The 19582-nt window shown below is 62.4% G+C and carries 18 protein-coding genes and 1 pseudogene; 12 read left to right on the top strand and 7 right to left on the bottom strand.

What is annotated here, in order from left to right:
• Positions 1–15: 15 nt before the first annotated feature.
• Positions 16–774 (bottom strand): alpha/beta fold hydrolase, encoded by a 759-nt coding sequence (locus HBR94_RS19605; RefSeq protein ID WP_057439146.1) that lies wholly within the window; start codon positions 772–774, stop codon positions 16–18.
• A 312-nt stretch (positions 775–1086) separates the two neighbouring features.
• On the opposite strand from HBR94_RS19605, the gene HBR94_RS19600 reads away from it, so the two are divergent.
• Entirely contained in the window at positions 1087–1638 is a 552-nt protein-coding gene (locus HBR94_RS19600; RefSeq protein ID WP_029298131.1) for an RNA polymerase factor sigma-70, read from the top strand.
• A 159-nt stretch (positions 1639–1797) separates the two neighbouring features.
• Here the strand turns inward: HBR94_RS19600 and HBR94_RS19595 are convergent, their stop codons facing one another.
• The 3 genes from HBR94_RS19595 to HBR94_RS19585 form a co-directional block, all read right to left on the bottom strand.
• Positions 1798–2811 (bottom strand): GNAT family N-acetyltransferase, encoded by a 1014-nt coding sequence (locus tag HBR94_RS19595; protein ID WP_169960755.1) that lies wholly within the window; start codon positions 2809–2811, stop codon positions 1798–1800.
• Positions 2812–2892: 81 nt separating this feature from the next.
• Entirely contained in the window at positions 2893–3690 is a 798-nt protein-coding gene (locus HBR94_RS19590; RefSeq protein ID WP_170045406.1) for a transporter substrate-binding domain-containing protein, read from the bottom strand.
• Positions 3691–3789: 99 nt separating this feature from the next.
• Positions 3790–4413 carry a TetR/AcrR family transcriptional regulator gene (locus HBR94_RS19585; RefSeq protein ID WP_057439148.1) on the bottom strand — a complete coding sequence of 208 codons (624 nt, stop codon included), beginning with the start codon at positions 4411–4413 and terminating at the stop codon, positions 3790–3792.
• Positions 4414–4570: 157 nt separating this feature from the next.
• Here HBR94_RS19585 and HBR94_RS19580 point away from each other — a divergent pair, with 157 nt between their 5' ends.
• The 8 genes from HBR94_RS19580 (at position 4571) to HBR94_RS19545 (ending at position 13824) form a co-directional block, all read left to right on the top strand.
• A complete protein-coding gene (locus HBR94_RS19580) occupies positions 4571–6349 on the top strand; it encodes an acyclic terpene utilization AtuA family protein (protein WP_170045405.1) in 1779 nt (592 codons plus the stop codon).
• Positions 6350–6361: 12 nt separating this feature from the next.
• A complete protein-coding gene (locus tag HBR94_RS19575) occupies positions 6362–7234 on the top strand; it encodes an SDR family oxidoreductase (RefSeq protein WP_170045404.1) in 873 nt (290 codons plus the stop codon).
• A 3-nt stretch (positions 7235–7237) separates the two neighbouring features.
• On the top strand, positions 7238–8854 hold the full coding sequence (gene atuC, locus HBR94_RS19570) for a geranyl-CoA carboxylase subunit beta (protein WP_170045403.1): 1617 nt from the start codon (positions 7238–7240) through the stop codon (positions 8852–8854).
• Positions 8855–8874: 20 nt separating this feature from the next.
• Positions 8875–10032, top strand: a complete 1158-nt coding sequence (atuD, locus tag HBR94_RS19565; RefSeq protein WP_120732415.1) for a citronellyl-CoA dehydrogenase — start codon at positions 8875–8877, stop codon at positions 10030–10032.
• On the top strand, positions 10029–10811 hold the full coding sequence (locus HBR94_RS19560) for an enoyl-CoA hydratase-related protein (RefSeq protein WP_170045402.1): 783 nt from the start codon (positions 10029–10031) through the stop codon (positions 10809–10811). Before atuD ends, HBR94_RS19560 begins: the two co-directional genes overlap by 4 nt.
• A gap of 132 nt (positions 10812–10943) precedes the next feature.
• A complete protein-coding gene (locus HBR94_RS19555) occupies positions 10944–12878 on the top strand; it encodes an acetyl/propionyl/methylcrotonyl-CoA carboxylase subunit alpha (protein ID WP_170045401.1) in 1935 nt (644 codons plus the stop codon).
• 70 nt (positions 12879–12948) lie between these two features.
• Positions 12949–13491 carry an exonuclease domain-containing protein gene (locus HBR94_RS19550; RefSeq protein WP_057439153.1) on the top strand — a complete coding sequence of 181 codons (543 nt, stop codon included), beginning with the start codon at positions 12949–12951 and terminating at the stop codon, positions 13489–13491.
• Positions 13492–13539: 48 nt separating this feature from the next.
• Entirely contained in the window at positions 13540–13824 is a 285-nt protein-coding gene (locus HBR94_RS19545; protein WP_032862771.1) for a pyrimidine/purine nucleoside phosphorylase, read from the top strand.
• 63 nt (positions 13825–13887) lie between these two features.
• Here HBR94_RS19545 and HBR94_RS19540 read toward each other — a convergent pair whose 3' ends face one another.
• Entirely contained in the window at positions 13888–14694 is an 807-nt protein-coding gene (locus HBR94_RS19540; RefSeq protein ID WP_115127863.1) for an MOSC domain-containing protein, read from the bottom strand.
• 105 nt (positions 14695–14799) lie between these two features.
• Positions 14800–15735: a chemotaxis protein CheV gene (locus HBR94_RS19535; protein ID WP_057960227.1), complete on the bottom strand. Its 936-nt coding sequence runs from the start codon at positions 15733–15735 to the stop codon at positions 14800–14802.
• 554 nt (positions 15736–16289) lie between these two features.
• Between HBR94_RS19535 and HBR94_RS19530 the strand changes: the two genes are divergently transcribed.
• The 3 genes from HBR94_RS19530 to HBR94_RS19520 all read left to right on the top strand — a co-directional run bounded on the left by HBR94_RS19530 (position 16290) and on the right by HBR94_RS19520 (position 18622).
• Positions 16290–16739, top strand: coding sequence for a hypothetical protein (locus HBR94_RS19530; protein ID WP_057439155.1), 450 nt, complete (start codon positions 16290–16292; stop codon positions 16737–16739).
• A 333-nt stretch (positions 16740–17072) separates the two neighbouring features.
• Positions 17073–17966: a sensor histidine kinase gene (locus tag HBR94_RS19525; RefSeq protein ID WP_057439156.1), complete on the top strand. Its 894-nt coding sequence runs from the start codon at positions 17073–17075 to the stop codon at positions 17964–17966.
• Positions 17963–18622 carry a response regulator transcription factor gene (locus tag HBR94_RS19520; RefSeq protein ID WP_057439157.1) on the top strand — a complete coding sequence of 220 codons (660 nt, stop codon included), beginning with the start codon at positions 17963–17965 and terminating at the stop codon, positions 18620–18622. Before HBR94_RS19525 ends, HBR94_RS19520 begins: the two co-directional genes overlap by 4 nt.
• On the opposite strand, the pseudogene yegS reads toward HBR94_RS19520, so the two are convergent.
• Positions 18584–19508 (bottom strand): annotated as a pseudogene (gene yegS, locus HBR94_RS19515) (lipid kinase YegS); the annotation flags it as partial. The gene HBR94_RS19520 and the pseudogene yegS overlap by 39 nt on opposite strands.
• Positions 19509–19582: the final 74 nt, after the last annotated feature.

Below are 19582 nucleotides of genomic sequence, written 5' to 3'. Positions count from 1 at the left end.
CGCGCGGCGGCGTGTTCAGCCGGTCGCCAGGGCCGCCCGCCGTGCAGCGCTATGGCGCCAGCGGGTCAAGTGTTCGTCGGCGTAGCGGCGCAGGCAGCGCAACAGTGAGCTTTCCTGTTGCACCAGAAAGAAATGGTGCCCCTCGAACATGTCCAGGGAGAAACCACTGGCGGTGTCTTCCTGCCAGTCGAGTAATTCGTCGGCGCGCACGTCGTCCTGCTTGCCGCCAAACACATGGATCGGCATCGACAACGGCTCGCGCTCGCCATACTGGAAACTGCCGCACAACAGGAAGTCGGCGCGCAGGATCGGCAGCGTCAATTGCATCAATTCGCGGTTGGTCAACGCGTCTTCGGGCGTGCCTTTGAGCTTGCGCAGGCGCTCGATCAGTTGGGTGTCGTCTTTTTCAATGGCGTATTCGCTGACATCCCGTCGCGCCGGGCCGGCGGTGGCCGAAGCAAACAGCGCCAGGGGTGCAGGCAGCCCGCGTTCGCGCAGGGCATGGGCCAGCTCGAAAGCCAGCAAACCGCCCAGGCTATGGCCAAACAAGGCGTAAGGGCCGTCGAGTTCGGCGCTGATCTCATCCGCCAACTGCGCGGCAAGCACCTTGATATCGCGCTGCAAGGGCTCGTCCATGCGCATGCCACGCCCCGGCAACTCCAGCGGGCGCACTTGCAACCACTCCGGCAGTGCCCGACGCCAGCGGCTGTAGAACATGGCGCTGGCGCCCGAATAGGGCAGGCAAAACAGGCGCAAGCGGGTCGACGTGCTCATCTCAGACCACCCCTGCCTGGATCGCTGGGTTCTCGCGATAGAAACGCATGTCGTCCTCCTCCGGGTGCAAATCCATGGCCGGCGTGTTGGCTGGCCTGTCACCAATGAGAACGGATGGCCCGGCAAAATAATTAGTCTGCCTGCCAGGGCCGGCATACAAAGAGAAGCGCCTCACAGTTTGTATTTCGGTATAAGATTAGTTCCACTTCTCATTTGACAATCATTATCATTAAGCATAATTTGTTGCCCGATGTGTAGGAGGCCTCAGCAGGGATGCCCTCCACTAACCATATTTGCAGCAAGGTGATTTCCATGACGGAACAAGTATCCACAAGCAGGTGCGATTCACCGTTACTCCAGGCGTTTGTCGATAATCGACTGATCCTGGTCAAGATCGCGGCGCGCATTACCGGCTGCCGTTCCCGTGCCGAAGACGTGGTGCAGGACGCCTACTTCAGACTGCAATCGGCCCCGCAGATCACCTCATCGTTCAAGGCTCAACTGAGCTACCTGTTCCAGATCGTGCGTAACCTGGCTATCGACCACTACCGTAAACAGGCCCTGGAACTGAAGTACTCCGGGACGGAAGAGGAAGGCTTGAATGTGGTTATTCATGGCGCTTCACCGGAAACCTCGCACATCAATTTTTCCACCCTGGAAAACATCGCCGACGCCCTGACAGAGCTGCCCCAGCGCACGCGCTACGCGTTCGAGATGTACCGCCTGCATGGCGTGCCGCAAAAGGACATCGCCAAGGAACTGGGGGTGTCGCCAACGCTGGTCAACTTTATGATCCGTGATGCGTTGGTGCACTGCCGTAAGGTTTCGGGGACCCATAGCGATACGTTTGCCCGACGGGTCTGAGCACCACGCCATTGCAATGAGGCATGAGCTTGTGTGGCAGCGGGCTTGCCCGCAATGGCATTGGATCAGCCAGTCAATCCAGTGGCTGACACACCGCTATCGCGGGCAAGCCCGCTCCCACACAAGCCCCCACAGTTGATATTCATTGCCCCCAAGGTCTCAGGCCAACCCACACCGCTCAAAAAACCGCTCCCGCCCCAGCATCATCAGCGCCGCGCGCTTGTGGGGGAAATCGAACTCCTTCTCGCAGTGGAAACACTGGTTCTGCATATACCCAATCATCTTCGCGTTGTCGGCCCTGGGCTCCGCCACCACCCGCTGGGTGCGCGGGTCGTCGAGAAACAGGTAGTGCACCAGCGCCGCCAGCCAACTGGCCACCTTGTGCGGCCCGCGGTGGTGCTCCTCCCCCACCAGCATATGGATGCCCCGATCGTAATCGTCCACCTCATAGAACGGCGCAATGCGATCCTCCCTGGCCCAATACGCCTCGAAATAGGCAAACGGCTCATCGTCGAAACAACCGATCAGCGTCAAGGCATGTGGGTCAGCTGCAAGCTTCTCCAGATAGTCCCGATGCTGCTCCAGGCTGCCGCTTTCCTGCCAGAAACTGGCGACCCGCGCGCTGTTCTGCCAGCGATTGAAGCGGGCCAGGTCCACGTCGATCTCCAGCGTACGCAGTGAAATCCACGCGCCCAGGCGCGCGTCGAAACGTCGGTAGACTTCGCCGCACGGTTTGGGCGCACGCACCGGATGGCGCTTGCCATTGCTGAGGATCATTTGCTGCGGATAAGCGCCACTCACAGGCTGGCCCAACCACGGCTGTGGCAATTGCCAGAACAGAGTGCGCTCGCAACGGAACTGCCCTGCCACATCCGTGGCCAGCAGCAGGCCGCTGCGCAGGGCCTCGTCAGGGGCGTGTTCGAGGTGCCAGACCAGTTGCTGGCGCTCAGGCTCACGGGCAAACAGCCAGTAACAAGCGGCCCACAAGGCCTGCACCGACGGCACCTCACCGGGGCTTTGCAACTGCAGGTGCAGCTCTTCGCCGCGCGCCAGGCGCAGGCGCACCAGCGGCTGGCCAGCGAGAGTCAGGGTCAGGCGGCCATCGCTTTCGTCTGCGTTAAGGGCAGGCCCTGCCGGGAGTGGCAGGACTGACAAGTCTTGGGGATTGGGCATGGAGGGGGCTCACGATAATCGTCGACAGTTAGACGAAGTGACGTGAACCAGCAGCAAAAATTTAAGCGGGCGTTACCCGGATCAGGGTGCGTCAGCTACCGGCAGCACATCAATGCGGTACGGTTCGAAGATCTTCAACAGCTCGCCGCTGTCGCGCAGATCCTTGAGCAATGCGGCAAACGCCGGGCCGCTGATCGCCGCCTTGGGCCGCAGCAAAGCGTAGTGGTGGTACACCTGATCAATGCGCTCCGACACCAGGAACTGCCCGGCGGTGTCGGGATTGCGCACCATAAAGTCACTCAGGTAGGAACGCGTGACCAGGGCGATATCCGCGCGGCCACGGGTCACCATCAGCAAGTTGCTGTCATGGGAATAGGTCAAGGTGGCGTTGAACTGCGTGGCCATGGCCTTGGGGTCGGGGTTGAAGTTGGCGAAGGCGTAGTGATAACCGCTGAACACCGCCAGGCGCTTGCCCGCCAGATCGGTGAAATAGCCCTGGTCGCGGCCGGTCTGGCGCTGGGTGACGAATATCTCGGCGTCCTCCAGGCCCATGTCGACACTGGTATGGGGGATATCCTGCCAACCCCACTGCGGGTTCTCGAAGATGGCCATATCGACCCGGCCCTGCTGGAAATCACGAAAACGCCGGGGAATGGAGGTGGGTACCAGCACAAACTGGTACTCGCGCTGCGCACGGTTCAGCGCTTCCAGCAATTGCGGGAGCAGCCCGCTGTCGGCGCCCTGCTCCGGGCGCACCGTATACGGTGGAAAATGCGCAGCACCGACCCGTACCAATTGGGCCGCCGAAACCTGCGCCTGCCACAAGGTGCCCATTGCCAATACTGTTAATCCTGCAGCCAGCCGCAATGGCGAAAACATCAGGCACGCACCGTTCAAAATCTGGATCTCGCTAAGCTAGGCGTTTTTGTCCGGGGAGACAACTTCCGGCCCGACAATTAAATCGCTTGCTTTACCCGCCTAATCCGCCTTCAGCACCAGCAGCAATGCTTCATCGGCCAATTGCTCGAGGGTCATGCTGCCCTGGGCGCGGAACCAGGTCGTGGTCCACGACAGCGCCCCGGTCAGGAAACGCCGAGTGATAAATACATCACCCTTGATATACCCAGCCTGCTTGGCCTCCCCCAATACCTGCAACCAGATCTCTTCGTAGACATCGCGCAATGCCAGCACCTGGGCCTGCCCTTCTGCCGACAGCGAACGCCATTCATACACCAGCACCGCCATGGCCTCGCCGCTGCCGCCCATGATCGACTGCAACTCACAGCGAATCAGCGCCAGCACCCGTTCGCGCACGCTGCTCGCCTCGGCCAGGGAGGCGCGCATCATCGCGGTGTTGTAATGGATGGTTTCTTCCATCACCGCCCGCAGGATTTCGTCCTTGCTCTTGAAGTGGTGGAAGATGCTGCCGGACTGGATTCCCACCGCACTGGCCAGGTCGCGCACGGTGGTGCGTTCATAGCCCTTGTTGCGAAACAGGTGAGCCGCGGTCTGCAGCAGCTTGCCCCGGGCGCTGTCGGGGTCGGTCAGTTGCCCGCCGTCCACCATGGTGCGCATCACCTCCAGGGCTTTTTGCTCATCCATGCTGCTCTCCTCAACTACTTTGATTGCGTCATGGCCGGCAATTTAGGCCGTGGCAGCCACCCAAGCAAGCGCTTGGGCATAAGTTGTGTACACAGTTTACAAACCAAGCGCTTGCTTGGTAGTCTCGACCCAGCGATTTTGCAGAGAAGGACGTCCCATGAACAAGACCGTTCGTATCGGCTGCGCCAGTGCATTCTGGGGCGACACCTGCACCGCCGCCGCGCAGTTGGTGCAAGGCGGCGCGCTGGACTACCTGGTGTTCGACTACCTGGCCGAAGTCACCCTGTCGATCCTCGCCGGGGCGCGCATGAAAGACCCCCAGGCCGGCTACGCCCTGGATTTCGTCGAAGTACTGGCGCCGTTGCTCGGTGATATCCAGCGCCAGGGCATCCGGGTGATCAGCAACGCCGGCGGCATCCACCCCCAGGCCTGCGCCGCCGCCTTGCAGGCCGCCTGCGACCAGGCCGGGGTGCCGCTGAAAATCGCCGTAGTGCTGGGCGATGACCTGCAACCGCAGTTCAAGCAACTGCAGGGCATCAGCGATATGTTCAGCGGCGCGCCTTTGCCGGCGATGTGCGTGTCGACCAATGCCTACCTCGGCGCGCCGGGCATCGTCCAGGCCCTGCAACTGGGCGCCGATATCGTCATCACCGGGCGCGTGGTGGACAGCGCAGTGGTCAGCGCGGCCCTGGTGCATGAATTCAACTGGGGGTGGCAGGACTACGACCACCTGGCCCAGGCCGCACTGGCCGGGCATATCATCGAATGTGGCGCGCAGTGCACCGGCGGCAATTTCACCGATTGGCGCGAGGTGCCGGACTACGAGCACATCGGTTTCCCGATTGTCGAGGTCAGTGCCGACGGCCAGTTCACCGTCAGCAAAGTGCCGGGCACAGGCGGCCTGATCAGCGAACTGAGCGTCGCCGAACAACTGCTGTATGAGATCGGCGACCCACGCGCCTACCTGCTGCCGGATGTGATCTGCGACTTCAGCCAGGTCACGCTGGAGCAACAAGGCGAAAACCGCGTGCGTCTGCGCGGTGCCAAAGGGCTGGCACCCACCGACCAGTACAAAGTCAGTGCCACCTACCCCGACGGTTTCCGCTGTACCGCCAGTTGCCTGCTGGCCGGCATCGACGCGGTGGCCAAGGCCGAACGGGTCGGCCAGGCGATCATCAACAAGACCTCGCAGTTGTTCAGCCAGCGCGGGTGGGCACCCTATACCGAGGTCAGCATCGAGTTGCTCGGCAGTGAGGCCACCTACGGCGCCCATGCCCGGCGCCAGGACTGTCGCGAAGTGGTGCTCAAGCTGGCGGTGCGTCACCCAAGCAAACAGGCCCTGGTGCTGTTCGCCCGGGAAATCGCCCAGGCGGCCACCGGCATGACGCCGGGCCTGACCGGCATTGTCGGCGGCAGGCCCACGGTGTATCCACTGATCCGCCTGTTTTCGTTCCTGATCGACAAAAGCGCGTGCCGCCTGAGCGTCGACTTCCAGGGGCAATCCCACCCTTGCGAACTGCCTGCCACGGCCGCCCTGAGTACGCCCCACGCGCCCCTCGACCCGCCCAAACCCGAAGGCCACGCCGAGGCCAGTGTGCCCCTGGTCAAGCTGGCCGTGGCGCGCTCCGGGGACAAGGGTAATCACAGCAATATTGGCGTAATCGCGCGCCGGCCCGAATACCTGCCATGGATTGCCGAAGCACTGACCCCAGAGGTGATCGTCGACTGGATGAGCCATGTACTCGACCCGCTGCACGGGCGCGTCGAGCGCTGGTACCTGCCGGGCAGCCACAGCCTCAACTTCCTCCTCGAAAACGCCCTGGGCGGCGGCGGTATCGCCAGCCTGCGCATCGACCCACAAGGCAAGGCTTTCGCCCAGCAACTGCTGGAAATCCCGATTGCCGTGCCCCGCCACATCGCCGATCAACTCACCTAAGGGACTCTCGCCGTGGCCTTCGACTCGATCTTCAAAGCCGACCTGTTCCAGGGGCAGACCCTTATCGTCACCGGTGGCGGCAGCGGCATTGGCCGTTGCACCGCCCATGAACTGGCGGCACTCGGCGCCCATGTGGTGCTGGTGGGGCGCAAGCCGGAAAAGCTGCAACGGGTCACCCAGGAAATTACCGAAGACGGCGGCCACGCCAGCTGGCACGCCTGTGATATCCGCGATGAAGAAGCGGTGAAGGCGCTGGTCAGCCAGATCATCGAGGCACACGGGCCGATCCAGGGTCTGGTGAACAATGCCGGCGGCCAATACCCCTCGCCCCTGGCGTCGATCAATCAAAAAGGCTTTGAAACCGTAATGCGTACTAACCTGGTGGGCGGTTTCTTGATGGCGCGGGAAGTGTTCAATCAGTCAATGAGCAAGCACGGCGGTGCCATCGTCAACATGCTGGCCGACATGTGGGGCGGCATGCCCGGCATGGGCCACTCGGGCGCAGCGCGCGCGGGGATGGACAACTTCACCAAGACCGCCGCGTTCGAATGGGGTTACGCCGGGGTGCGGGTCAACGCAGTGGCGCCGGGCTGGATCGCCTCCAGTGGCATGGACACCTACGAAGGCGCGTTCAAGGCGGTGATCCCGACCCTGCGCGAGCATGTGCCCCTCAAGCGCATTGGCACCGAATCGGAAGTCAGTGCGGCGATTGTGTTCCTGCTCAGCCCCGCCGCCGCATTCGTCAGCGGCAGCACCTTGCGCATCGACGGCGCCGCCAGCCTGGGCAGCCGAGCCTGGCCGCTGCACAAGGCGCAGCCGCCGAGCCCGTCGTTCAATGGTTTTCACCGCGCCTACCTGCCGGATGTGCTCAAGGAGGGCCAATAAACCATGCCGGTCATCGACTCCCTACTCGACACCCACAGCCCGCAGTTCGCACAGAACCGCGAGGCCATGCTCACCGCCATCCATCATCTGCGCCAACTGGAACAGAACCTGTTGGACAAGGCCGCCGAGGCCAAGGGCAAGTTCGACAAACGCGGCCAACTGCTGCCCCGTGAGCGCCTCAACCTGTTGCTCGACCCCGGTGCGCCCTTCCTCGAACTGGCAAGCCTGGCCGGTTACAAGCTGCACGACGACAAGGATGGCAGCGCGGCCGGCGGCGGGCTGATTGCCGGTATCGGCTATGTCAGCGGCGTGCGCCTGCTGGTGGTGGCCAACAACAGCGCAATCAAGGGCGGGACGATTTCCCCCAGCGGCTTGAAAAAATCCCTGCGCCTGCAACAGATCGCCATGGAGAACAAACTGCCGGTGGTGACCCTGGCCGAAAGCGGCGGCGCCAATCTTAATTACGCGGCGGAGATTTTCGTCGAAGGCGCGCGCAGCTTCGCCAACCAGGCGCGGATGTCAGCCATGGGCCTGCCGCAGATCACCGTGGTGCACGGCTCGGCCACCGCCGGCGGTGCCTATCAGCCGGGGCTTTCGGATTACGTGGTGGTGGTGCGCGGCAAGGCCAAGCTGTTCCTGGCCGGCCCGCCGCTGCTCAAGGCCGCCACCGGCGAAGTGGCGACGGACGAGGAACTGGGCGGCGCCCAGATGCATGCGCAAACCGCCGGCACCGCCGAATACCTGGCGGAAAATGACGCCGACGGCGTGCGCATCGTGCGCGAGATTGTCAGCCTGCTGCCCTGGGACGACCGGCTGCCACCCCAGCCGGCGCGGGCCTATGTCGAGCCGCTGTATCCGATTGAAGAGCTGCTGGGCCTGATCCCCTCGGACCCGAAAAAGCCCTATGACGTACGGGAAATCATCGCGCGTATCGCCGATGGCTCCAACTTCCTGGAGTTCAAGGGCGAGTTCGATCCCCACACCGTCTGCGGCCACCTGCACATCCAGGGCCGGGCCTGCGGGTTTATCGGCAACAACGGCCCGATCACGCCCAAGGGCGCGAGCAAGGCCGCGCAATTTATCCAGCTGTGCGACCAGAGCCAGACGCCGCTGCTGTTTTTCCACAACACCACCGGCTTTATGGTGGGCACCGAATCCGAGCAACAAGGCGTGATCAAGCACGGCGCGAAGATGATCCAGGCGGTGGCCAATGCCCGGGTGCCCAAGCTCACGGTGGTGGTCGGCGGTTCCTACGGCGCCGGCAACTATGCGATGTGCGGCCGTGGCCTGGACCCACGCTTTATCTTCGCCTGGCCCAACAGCCGCACCGCCGTGATGGGCGGCGCCCAGGCCGGCAAGGTGCTGCGCATTGTCACCGAGGCCAAGCAGTTGAAAGACGGCCTGGTGCCCGACCCCAAGGTGCTCGACATGCTCGAGCAGGTCACCGCGCAGAAACTCGATAGCCAGTCCACGGCCCTGTATGGCAGCGCCAACCTGTGGGACGACGGGCTGATTGACCCGCGGGACACCCGCACGCTGCTGGGCTACCTGCTGGATATCTGCCAGCAAGCCCAGGTGCGCCAATTGCAACCCAACAGCTTTGGCGCCGCGCGCTTTTAACGATCAGGAGAACAATAAAAATGATCTTCACCCAGGAACACGAAGAGCTGCGCCGTACTGTACGGGGTTTTGTCGAGCGCGAGATCAACCCCCACGTCGACGAATGGGAAAAAGCCGGGCGCTTTCCCATCCACGAGATTTTCCGCAAGGCCGGCGACCTCGGCCTGCTGGGCATTTCCAAGCCTGAAAAGTTCGGCGGCATGGGCCTGGACTACAGCTACTCGATTGTCGCCGCCGAAGAGTTCGGCACCATCCGCTGTGGCGGCATCCCGATGTCCATCGGCGTGCAGACTGATATGTGCACCCCGGCCCTCGCACGTTTTGGCTCCGATGAACTGCGCGACGAATTCCTGCGCCCGGCCATCAGCGGCGAACAGGTGGGTTGCATCGGCGTCTCGGAAACCGGCGCTGGCTCCGACGTGGCCGGCTTGAAAACCCACGCCCGCAAGGACGGCGACGACTACGTGATCAACGGCAGCAAGATGTGGATCACCAACTCCCCCAGCGCCGACTTTATCTGCCTGCTGGCCAACACCTCGGACGGCAAGCCGCATATCAACAAGTCACTGATCATGGTGCCGATGAACACCCCCGGGATCAGCGTCAGCCCGCCCCTGGAAAAGCTCGGCATGCACAGCTCGGAAACCGCCCAGGTGTTTTTCGATGATGTGCGCGTGCCCCAGCGCAACCGCATCGGCCATGAAGGCGCGGGCTTCATGATGCAGATGCTGCAGTTCCAGGAAGAACGGCTATTTGGCGCGGCCAATATGATCAAGGGCCTGGAGGCCTGCGTCGACAGCACCATCGCCTACTGCAAGGAGCGCCAGACCTTCGGCAAGGCCCTGATCGACAACCAGGTGATCCACTTTCGCCTGGCCGAACTGTCCACCGAGATCGAATGCCTACGCGCCCTGGTCTACCAGGCCACCGAGCAATACCTCAAGGGCCAGGACGTGACGCGGCTGGCCTCGATGGCCAAGCTCAAGGCCGGGCGCCTGGGCCGCGAAGTCAGCGACAGCTGCCTGCAGTACTGGGGTGGCATGGGCTTTATGTGGGACAACCCGGTGGCCCGTGCCTATCGTGATGTGCGCCTGGTGTCGATTGGCGGCGGCGCCGACGAGATCATGCTGGGGATCATCTGCAAACTGATGGGTACGCTGCCGGGGAAAAAGTCGTGAACGCCTGTGAAACCTTGCTGCTGGAGCCGCACAACGGCGTGCTGCACATCACCCTCAACCGCCCGCAGAACCGCAATGCCATGAGCGTGCAGATGGTCAGCGAACTGCGCGCCGTGCTGACGGATGTCGCCCGTGACGAGCAGGTGCGGGCATTGGTGATCAGTGGCGCTGGCGGGCACTTCTGTGCGGGCGCCGATGTTAAGGACATGAGCCGCGCGGGCAGCCGCGAAGGCTTGCGTGATTTGAACCGGGTGTTTGGCGCGCTGTTGCAAGAAGTCGAAGCCCTGCCCCAAGTGGTGATTGTGGTGTTGCAGGGCGCGGTGCTGGGCGGCGGTTTTGGCCTAGCGTGTGTCAGCGACATCGCCATTGCCGACCACCAGGCACAGTTCGGCTTGCCAGAAACCAGTCTCGGCGTGCTGCCGGCGCAGATCGCACCGTTTGTGGTGCGGCGCATCGGCCTGACCCAGGCCCGGCGCCTGGCGCTGACTGCGGCGCGGTTTGACGGGGTCGAGGCGCAGCGCCTGGGGGTGGTGCATTTTGTCGAGCATGACCCCCAAGGATTGGCGCAGCGCCTGGATGAGGTGTTGGGGCAGGTATTGCGCTGTGCACCGCGCGCCAATGCGCGAACCAAGGCGTTGTTGCTCCAGAGCCTGGATCAGCCGTTGGAGCTGCTGCTGGATCAGGCTGCCGATTGGTTTGCCGAGGCGGTGACCGGGGAAGAAGGCATTGAGGGGACGCGGGCGTTTGTCGAGAAGCGCAAGGCCAGGTGGGTGAGTTGATCTTGAAAACGCCACATCCCCTGTAGGAGCTGGCTTGCCTGCGATGCGGGCACCTGGGTCTGTCAGGGATACCGAGGTGATGCAATCGCAGGCAAGCCAGCGCCTGCGCAACCAATCAAACAGGGACCCAAAATGCCCAGTTTCAATAAAATACTGATCGCCAACCGCGGCGAAATCGCCTGCCGAATCCAGCGCACCGCCCAAGCCCTGGGCTACCGCACCGTGGCGGTCTATAGCGCAGCCGACGCCAACGCCCTGCACGTACAAATGGCCGACGAAGCGGTGAACATCGGCCCCGCCCCGGTGCAACAGTCCTACCTGAACATCCCGGCGATCCTCGATGCCGCACGCCTGACCGGCGCCGATGCGATCCACCCCGGCTACGGCTTTCTCTCGGAGAACCCCGAGTTCGCCAAGGCCTGCATTGCCGCCGGCCTGGTATTTATCGGCCCCAGCGCCGACGCCATCGAGTTGATGGGCAGCAAGCGCCTGTCAAAAATCGCCATGCTCGACGCCGGGGTGCCGTGCATCGCCGGCTACCAGGGCAGCGCGCAAGACGACGCCACCCTGCAGAGCGAAGCCGAGCGCATCGGCTACCCGCTGATGATCAAGGCCAGTGCCGGCGGCGGCGGACGCGGCATGCGCCTGGTACACGCGCCGGCGCAGTTGCTCGAACAACTGCACACCGCACGCTCCGAGGCCCTGAATGCCTTTGGCAGCGACGAACTGATTCTGGAGCAGGCGCTGATCGAACCGCGCCATGTGGAAATCCAGCTGTTCGGCGATGCCCACGGCAACCTGATCTACCTGGGCGAACGTGATTGCTCGGTCCAGCGCCGCCATCAGAAGGTCATCGAAGAAGCACCCTGCCCGGTCATGACTACCGAACTGCGCCAGGCCATGGGCGAAGCGGCGCTCAAGGCCGGACGCGCAGTGGCGTATGTCGGCGCGGGCACTGTGGAGTTCCTGCTGGACCGGAGCGGGCGGTTCTATTTCCTGGAAATGAACACCCGCCTGCAGGTGGAGCACCCGGTCACCGAACTGATCACCGGCCTGGACCTGGTGGACTGGCAATTGCAAATCGCCGCCGGCCAGCCCCTGCCCTTGCGCCAGGACCAGGTGACGCTGAGCGGGCATGCCATGGAAGTGCGCCTGTACGCCGAAGACCCGGCCCAGGGTTTCTTGCCACAAACTGGCGAGGTGTTGCGCTGGGAGCCGGCGGCCGGGGTGCGGGTCGATCATGGATTGCAAACCCCGCAGCGCATCAGCCCGTTCTATGATCCGATGCTGGGCAAGATCATCGCCCATGGCGCTACCCGCGAAGAGGCCCGGCGCAAGCTGCTGCGGGCGGTGCAGGACTGCGTGCTGCTGGGGATCCCCAGCAATCAGCGGTTACTGGTGGACCTGCTGGGGCATGCGCAATTTGTCGCGGCGGATTTCAGCACCGGATTTATTGCCGAACACTTCAGTGACATTGCCCGCCCTGCCGTCAGCGAAGAAGACCTTGCTCTGGCCGCCGCCCTGTTTTATCGGCACAGCGCGGCAGTGCATGGCCCGGCCCTGGCAGGCTGGCGCAACAATGCCAGCGTGCCCTGGACCTACCGCCTGGGCGTCGATGAGCACCGCCATGAGGTCAGCGCCCGCTTACTGGCGGAGGATCATCTGCAAGTCGGCAACATCGACATCCACCTCCTCGACAGCGACGGACGCTGGGCCAGCCTGGTGATCAACGGCATTCGGCGGCGGATTGCCTATCACCTGCAAGGCTCCCAGCTCTGGCTGTTGAATGCCGGCACCAGCCTGTGCGTGAGCAACCAGACGCAAACCGTGGCCAGTCGTGACGCGCCCGCCAGCAGCGGCACGGTCAAGGCGCCGATGGACGGTGCCATTACCCTGCTGCAGGTGCGCGAAGGGGATGTGGTGAGCAAGGGCCAACTGCTGCTGGTGCTCGAAGCGATGAAAATGGAGCATCCGCTCAAAGCGGGCATCGACGGGGTGGTCAAGGCCATTCACGTCAGCGCCGGTGATCAAGTGCGCAATCGCCAGGTATTGCTGCAGATCGAGTAGCCCTGGGCGGAACTACCAGGCTTGGCTACGCTCTATCCCCATCAGAAAGGGATGAGTACGGGAACCTGCGATGCCTCATTGGCTGATTATTGATCTTGAAGCCACAACGGATGACGGCGGCTGGCCCGTGTCGGAGATGGAAATCATCGAAATCGGCGTGAGCCTGGTCAACCGCCAGGGCCGCGAGCTGGACCATTTCCAGCGCTTCGTGCGGCCCTTGCGCCGCCCGTTGTTGACGCCGTTCTGCCGCCAGCTGACGCACATCAGCCAGGCCAGTATCGACAGCGCAGCGCCCTTGACCGAGGTCTGGCCGCTGTTCGAACGCTGGCTGGGCCAGCATCATCCGCGCCTGGAAGGCTGGGCCAGCTGGGGCGACTATGATCGCCAGCAACTGGAGTTGGAGTGGCAGCGCCATGGCCTGGCCAGCGCGCTAAGCCAGACACCCCATGTGAACCTCAAGCAGCGCTTCGCCAAGGCCCGACGCCTGGACAAGCCGTTGGGGCTCAATGGCGCCTTGCAACTGGCGGGCATGCAGTTCAACGGCCAGCAACACCGGGCACTGGAAGATGCGCGCAATACCGCGCGTTTGCTGCCGTTGATTTTGCCCGTGTAGAAGGCATACTGGCCGACCTTTCTTGCCCCTTTTTTCGAGGATTCGCCCATGTTCAAAGTCAATGAGTACTTCGACGGCACCGTCAAGTCGATCGCCTTCGGCACCCCTGAAGGTCCGGCGACCATCGGCGTGATGGCTCCGGGTGAATACGAATTCGGTACGGCCCAGCGTGAAATCATGCACGTGGTCTCGGGCGCGCTCACCGTCAAGTTGCCTGGCAGCGACGCCTGGGAAACCTTCGCCGCCGGCAGCCAGTTCAATGTGCCTGCCGACAGCAAGTTCCAGCTCAAGGTGGCCGTGGACACTGCCTACCTCTGCGAATACCGCGGCTAAGCTTTTCCCGCGCACAAAAAAATGCCCGCCTCCCAAGAGGCGGGCATTTTTCATGGGCGACGGTTATTCGAGGATCGTCACCGGCATGCCGACTTCCAGGCGGCCCGCGCCGTCATTGACCAGGTTCTGGCCGAACATCACGCCATCGGGCTGTTTGCGGTAGGTTTCCAGGGTCGCCAGCGGCTGGCGATCGGCACTGCGCTCCCCGGTCGCCGGGTCGATGGTGGTGAGGATGCACCGCGAACAGGACTTGACCACCCGGAACTCCACCTCACCAATGCGCAGGCGCTTCCAGCCATCCTCGGCAAAAGCCTCGCTGCCTTCGATCACCAGGTTGGGGCGAAAGCGCAGCATTTCCATGGGCCGGCCGACGCGTTGCGACAAGTCGTCGAGAGACGCCTGGCCTATCAGCAACAAGGGGAAACCGTCGGCGAACGCCACCTGGTCATCGTCCTTGCCGTAGCCGGCCGCCGTGGTGCGCGCGCGCTCCAGCGGGACTTGCACCAAGCGTGTCGGTTTGCCGATGAACTGGCTGACCCAATCGGCGGCCTCAGCACCGGCGTCCGGGACCCGCAGGGTGTCGCGCCAGATGGTGACACCGCGCAGCTCGGCATCGGCGCCGGGTAACGCCACATCCAGGGTGGGCAGGCCAGCAGCGCTCAAGGTCAGGCCACCTGCGGCATTCCATAACGCCGACAGCTGGCTCATCTGCGCCACGGCACGCTGGGTCAGGAATCGCCCGCTGGCCTCGTCCACCAGCATCCAGCGTCGGTCCCCGTCCAGCCCGAGTTTATCCAGGCCGATATGCGACAAGGTCTCTGCCTTGCCCGACTTCAAGGGGTACCGATACAACGCGCTGAGACGAAGCATGAGCGTGGGTTCCTGTGAGCAAAAGCGTCACCCTATACGAGCACGCCGACAGAATCAAAATTTCCCCCGGCCGGCAATTAGAGGCCCCCTCGCCACAGGCCGGAATCAGGCCGGCACTTCGTCCAGCATTAGGCGCTGGCGCACCACATCCACCAACTTGTCGGGCTGGAATTTGGAGAGGAAGTTGTCGCAACCAACCTTCTTCACCATCGAGTCGTTGAAGCTGCCCGACAAGGATGTGTGCAGCACCACATAGAGGCCGCGCAGGCGCGGGTCGTTGCGGATCTCGGTAGTCAGGCGGTAGCCGTCCATCTCGGGCATTTCGGCGTCGGTGAAGATCATCAACAGTTTGTCGGTCATCACCTGGCCGCTGTCCGCCCATGCCTTGAGCATGTTCAAGGCCTTGAGGCCGTCACTGGCGATATGCATCTTCACCCCCAGTTGCCCCAGGGTGTCGCGCAGTTGCGACAAGGCTACGTTGGAGTCATCCACCAACAGCACTTCGCGACCACGGGCACGTTCGAGCACCGGATCCTCGAGTTTTTCCCGGGAGACCTTGGCGTTGTAGGGCACGATCTCGGCGAGAACTTTTTCCACGTCGATGATTTCCACCAACTGCTCATCCACCTTGCTGATGGCCGTGAGGTAGTGCTGGCGGCCGGCGCTCGCCGGCGGTGGCAGGATCGACTCCCAGGTCATGTTGACGATGCGGTCGACGCCGCCCACAAGGAACGCCTGTACCGAGCGGTTGTACTCGGTAACGATAATGGTGCTGTTGGGCCCCGGTACCAGCGGACGCATGCCGATGGCCTGGGACAGGTCGATCACCGGCAGGGTCTGGCCGCGCAGGTTGACCACGCCGCAGACAAACGGGTGACGCTGGGGCATCAGGGTCAGCTTGGGCAACTGCAGGACTTCCTGCACCTTGAACACGTTGATTGCGAACAACTGGCGCCCTGCCAGGCGAAACATAAGGATCTCCAGGCGATTCTCACCCACCAATTGCGTGCGTTGATCTACCGTGTCGAGAATGCCAGCCATTGAAGACTCCTGGGGTGTGCTGAAAGATTTGCTGCTTACTGGAGAAAGATATCGGCAGACAGTGCCAAACCTTGACCCCCCGGTAAAATGCCACGTAAATGCATTGATGTCACACTGACATCATGCTTTACTGGCCTCACCTTACCGTCCGGTCGTCAAGCCACGCCGCAGGACCCTCAAACGGGCATAAGGTTCCGCCACGTAAGGGATTCCCCTAGTCGCAATCAGGTCCAACCTGATATTCCCGATATCCAATAGCCATTAATGTGACGCCATTCTCATTGCATGAACGGAGTCAGGCTTTTGTTTGCTATCGCAAGCCCACGGCCCAAGGGCCTTCCAGGCATTAACGCCTGGGCAATCGAAGTAATGCGAATGCCTCTGGTTGTTTCCACTGCAAGCAGCGCCAGCAGTCGCGACGCTGGTCATTCAAATAAAAGTACTACTCAAAATTCAGAAATGAACTACAGATCTCGGTCATATTTCGGCGCTAGTTTTAAGCCGTTGCTCCGGTATTACATCTCATTGTCTGACCGTACGTTGTGGAGACTTTCATGATGAACGACGGTAAAGAGTGGCAAGACGCACTTCCCGAGTTCCTCCTGGAGGCAGAAATGCTGCTGGCCAAGTCTGAGGAATGCCTGAGCCATCTGCATTTGATCCGCAACGATAACGATGCCATCGACTGCATGAAGAACAGCCTGGTCAAATTGGCGGAAAAGGCCGATGCCATGGCGCTGGAAGCCATTGGCAGCTTTTCCCGGCATATCCAGGACCTGATCAGCAACGCCCAAAGCCCGATGCAGCTTCACGATGCGGCACTTGCAGCCCTGCATGACTGCCTGACGCTGCTGGCCTGGCAACTGGAACTGATCGACATCAAGACCGGCAAACTGAGCCTGGATGACGCCGAGCAAACCACGTTGATTGAAACGGTTGTCCAGCAGATCCCCCAGAAGGATGTTGGCGCTCACCATCGCCACTCCATGCCCTACGCTTCCTGAACCTGCCGTGCGGTTAACCAGGCCGCCGGCGGGCGCCCAACTAATACCCGTCAAATATTTAGCCAGCCAACTATCAATAACCCAATATGGGTAATAGCGATACAAAGCCAAATTAATAGTACAACTAGACACCGCTGAACTAAGCCTTGTAGCAGGCGACCAACGGTAATTGTTGGTGGTACTATTAGCGCGCTCGAAGTGGCTGCCCGTGAAGACGTAATAAATCTGAGAAGCGCCTCGAACCAACACTAAACCCAATCGCTTTCCAAACAGAGCCCGGCCAGCGGTCATGACCGGTCTACCCGCAGCGAACACCCATCGGCTCCATCTGCTATGTACGCCAGCCCCAAGTCACTCATCACCAGGTTCGTCCTCTCGGGCAATACCCGTTGGATCACCCTGGGTCTTTGCCTGTGCGCGACTCTGGTCAGCCTCTGGGTCTATGCCCACAAAGCACCGCTGCCGCTGTTTTTGCTGTTGCTCAACCTCGCCGCCCTGACCGCCGCCGGCCTGCAGCGCTGGCGCTCGCGCAAGTCGATCAAGTTCCAGCCCCAGGAATTGGCCGACCGCCTGCTGCAAGTCCAGGAAAACGAGCGCCATCGTCTCAGCCGCGAGCTGCATGACGATATCGGCCAACTGCTGACCGCTGCCAAACTGCAAAGCGACTGGCTGCAACGCCGCTCGCCGGCAGAGTTGCAGGACCAGTGCGGCGTACTGTGCAACACCCTCAACGAAACCCTGGCCAAGGTGCGGGACGTATCGGCCATTCTCAATCCCCGGCAACTGACCAGCCTGGGCCTGGAGGCGAGCCTGCGCGCGCACCTGCTCAAGACCCTGGCAAACACCCCGGTGCATTGGAGCCTGGAATGCCAGCAACGCCTGACCGGGATTCCCGAAGAGATGGCGGTGGCGGCCTTTCGTATCACCCAGGAAGCCGTGACGAACATGCTGCGCCATGCCCAGGCGCGCAACCTGCTGGTGCGCCTGCAACGTTTGCCACAGGGGTTGTCGCTGTTTATCAGCGATGACGGCCGGGGGTTCTCCCCCGCCACCGACCCGGCCCTTGCGGGGCAACGGGGCATGTCAGGCATGTGCGAGCGCATTGATCAACTGGGCGGCATGCTGACGGTCAATAGCCAACCCGGCTTTGGCACGCGAATCGAAGCGCTGTTCCCCTGGGCGCCCCGTACCCTCGAACGGGCCAATTCCCCTGAGGTTCTAGAGTGACCTGCAATTTACTGCTGGTAGATGACCACGCCCTGATCCGCGCGGGTGTGCGCGCACTGATCCTGGATATCCCCGGCTATGCGGTGATTGGCGAGGCCACCGACGGCGCGCAGGTACTCGCACAATTCAATGCCCTGCAGCCCGATATCGTCCTGCTGGACCTGTCGATGAAGCACACCAGCGGCCTGGATGCGTTGCAGCAACTCAAGCACGCCTACCCCAAGAGCAAAGTGCTGATCCTGTCGATGCACACCGACCCGCAATTGATCATGCGTGCCCTGGAGGCAGGCGCCCACGGCTACCTGCTCAAGGACACCACCGCCAACGAGCTGGAACATGCGCTGCTGGCACTGCGCAACAACGAGCGCTACCTGAGCCCGGCCATCGCCCACACCGTGATCAACCAGGCCTTGATCCACAGCCAGTCCCACCCGGAGGCGCCCGTGCAGCGCCACAACCTGACGGCGCGCCAGCTGGAAATCCTGCGCCTGATCGTACGCGGCAAATCCACCCGGGAAATCGCCCACGGCCTGGGCCTGAGCATCAAGACTGTGGAAGCTCACCGCTCGCAGATCATGAAGCGCCTGCAGATTTTTGATGTGGCCGGCCTGGTGCTGTTCGCCGTGCGCGAACAGATCATCAGCCTGGACGATTAGCCAGCAACGGTGAATCCACCGGCAAGTGCATCTGCAAGGCCTTGGGCAAGGCGCTGAAGCGTAGGTCACTGCCCTTGAGCGGTTCGCCATCCAGGTTGATATCCAGTCCTTCGGCCACCTTGATTTCCACCCACGGCAGGCGTGCCCGCACAAACAGGTTGTCCAGGCCCCAGCCGTCGGTCATCAGGCTGCGCAAGGTGCCGACCACTTCCTGAGGCGCCGGCAGGATGCTGATATCCAGCAAGCCATCATCGGCCATTGCCCCCGGGCACAGCTCGTGCCCGCCACCGGCCTGGCGACCGTTGCCGATGCCCAGGGCCAGTAACTCGCCGCGCCAGTGAAAGTCCGGCCCCACCAGCTCCCCATAAGCCGCCCGCAACTCGCTGAAACGCGACAATCCGGTAAACAGATAGGCCGCACCGCCCAGCACCTTTTTCAGATCCTCGGAAGTGTTGGCCGTAACCTGGCTGCCAAAACCGCCGGTGGCCATATTGAGAAACACCTGCCCGCCAACCTCCCCCAGGTCGATAGCGCGCGGCGCAACGTCCAGCAGCGCCAGGGCCTCACGCGGCTCCAACGGCACGCCGGCCGCACGGGCGAAGTCATTGGCAGTGCCCAGGGGCATCAGCACCAGGCTGGCGTCGGTCTTGGCGCGGGCCATGGCCTCGGCCACATCACGCAGCGTGCCGTCGCCGCCGCCCGCGATCAGGCGTGTGTAGCCGGCATCCAGGGCTTCACCCACCAGGCGTTGGGCATCGCCACCCTCCCAGGTGACGCGCACCGCCAGCTCCCACCCCTGCTCGCGCTTGCCTTGCACTGCCGCCCGCACGTCTTCGTTGAGGGCTTGCTTGCCGTGCAGAATCAACAGTGCCTTGGGTTTACTCATGGGGTGAAGCTCCTATTGTTGGAGGGGACCTGAGGGATGTTGACCTTCGGCAGTCAGAAAAAAGCCATTGGGCT

Source organism: Pseudomonas sp. WS 5412 (genome assembly GCF_012985615.1).
GTDB lineage: Bacteria > Pseudomonadota > Gammaproteobacteria > Pseudomonadales > Pseudomonadaceae > Aquipseudomonas > Aquipseudomonas shahriarae.
Note: the sequence above shows the minus strand (reverse complement) of the source record. Positions and strands in the feature narration are given on the sequence as shown.

Coding starts and splice junctions, on each gene's coding strand:
- HBR94_RS19600 (WP_029298131.1), top strand. CDS start 1,087: ATGACGGAACAAGTATCCACAAGCAGGTGCGATTCACCGTTACTCCAG.
- HBR94_RS19535 (WP_057960227.1), bottom strand. CDS start 15,735: ATGGCTGGCATTCTCGACACGGTAGATCAACGCACGCAATTGGTGGGT.
- HBR94_RS19580 (WP_170045405.1), top strand. CDS start 4,571: ATGAACAAGACCGTTCGTATCGGCTGCGCCAGTGCATTCTGGGGCGAC.
- HBR94_RS19545 (WP_032862771.1), top strand. CDS start 13,540: ATGTTCAAAGTCAATGAGTACTTCGACGGCACCGTCAAGTCGATCGCC.
- HBR94_RS19585 (WP_057439148.1), bottom strand. CDS start 4,413: ATGGATGAGCAAAAAGCCCTGGAGGTGATGCGCACCATGGTGGACGGC.
- atuD (WP_120732415.1), top strand. CDS start 8,875: ATGATCTTCACCCAGGAACACGAAGAGCTGCGCCGTACTGTACGGGGT.
- HBR94_RS19605 (WP_057439146.1), bottom strand. CDS start 774: ATGAGCACGTCGACCCGCTTGCGCCTGTTTTGCCTGCCCTATTCGGGC.
- HBR94_RS19550 (WP_057439153.1), top strand. CDS start 12,949: ATGCCTCATTGGCTGATTATTGATCTTGAAGCCACAACGGATGACGGC.
- atuC (WP_170045403.1), top strand. CDS start 7,238: ATGCCGGTCATCGACTCCCTACTCGACACCCACAGCCCGCAGTTCGCA.
- HBR94_RS19595 (WP_169960755.1), bottom strand. CDS start 2,811: ATGCCCAATCCCCAAGACTTGTCAGTCCTGCCACTCCCGGCAGGGCCT.
- HBR94_RS19540 (WP_115127863.1), bottom strand. CDS start 14,694: ATGCTTCGTCTCAGCGCGTTGTATCGGTACCCCTTGAAGTCGGGCAAG.
- HBR94_RS19530 (WP_057439155.1), top strand. CDS start 16,290: ATGATGAACGACGGTAAAGAGTGGCAAGACGCACTTCCCGAGTTCCTC.
- HBR94_RS19525 (WP_057439156.1), top strand. CDS start 17,073: ATGTACGCCAGCCCCAAGTCACTCATCACCAGGTTCGTCCTCTCGGGC.
- HBR94_RS19555 (WP_170045401.1), top strand. CDS start 10,944: ATGCCCAGTTTCAATAAAATACTGATCGCCAACCGCGGCGAAATCGCC.
- HBR94_RS19590 (WP_170045406.1), bottom strand. CDS start 3,690: ATGTTTTCGCCATTGCGGCTGGCTGCAGGATTAACAGTATTGGCAATG.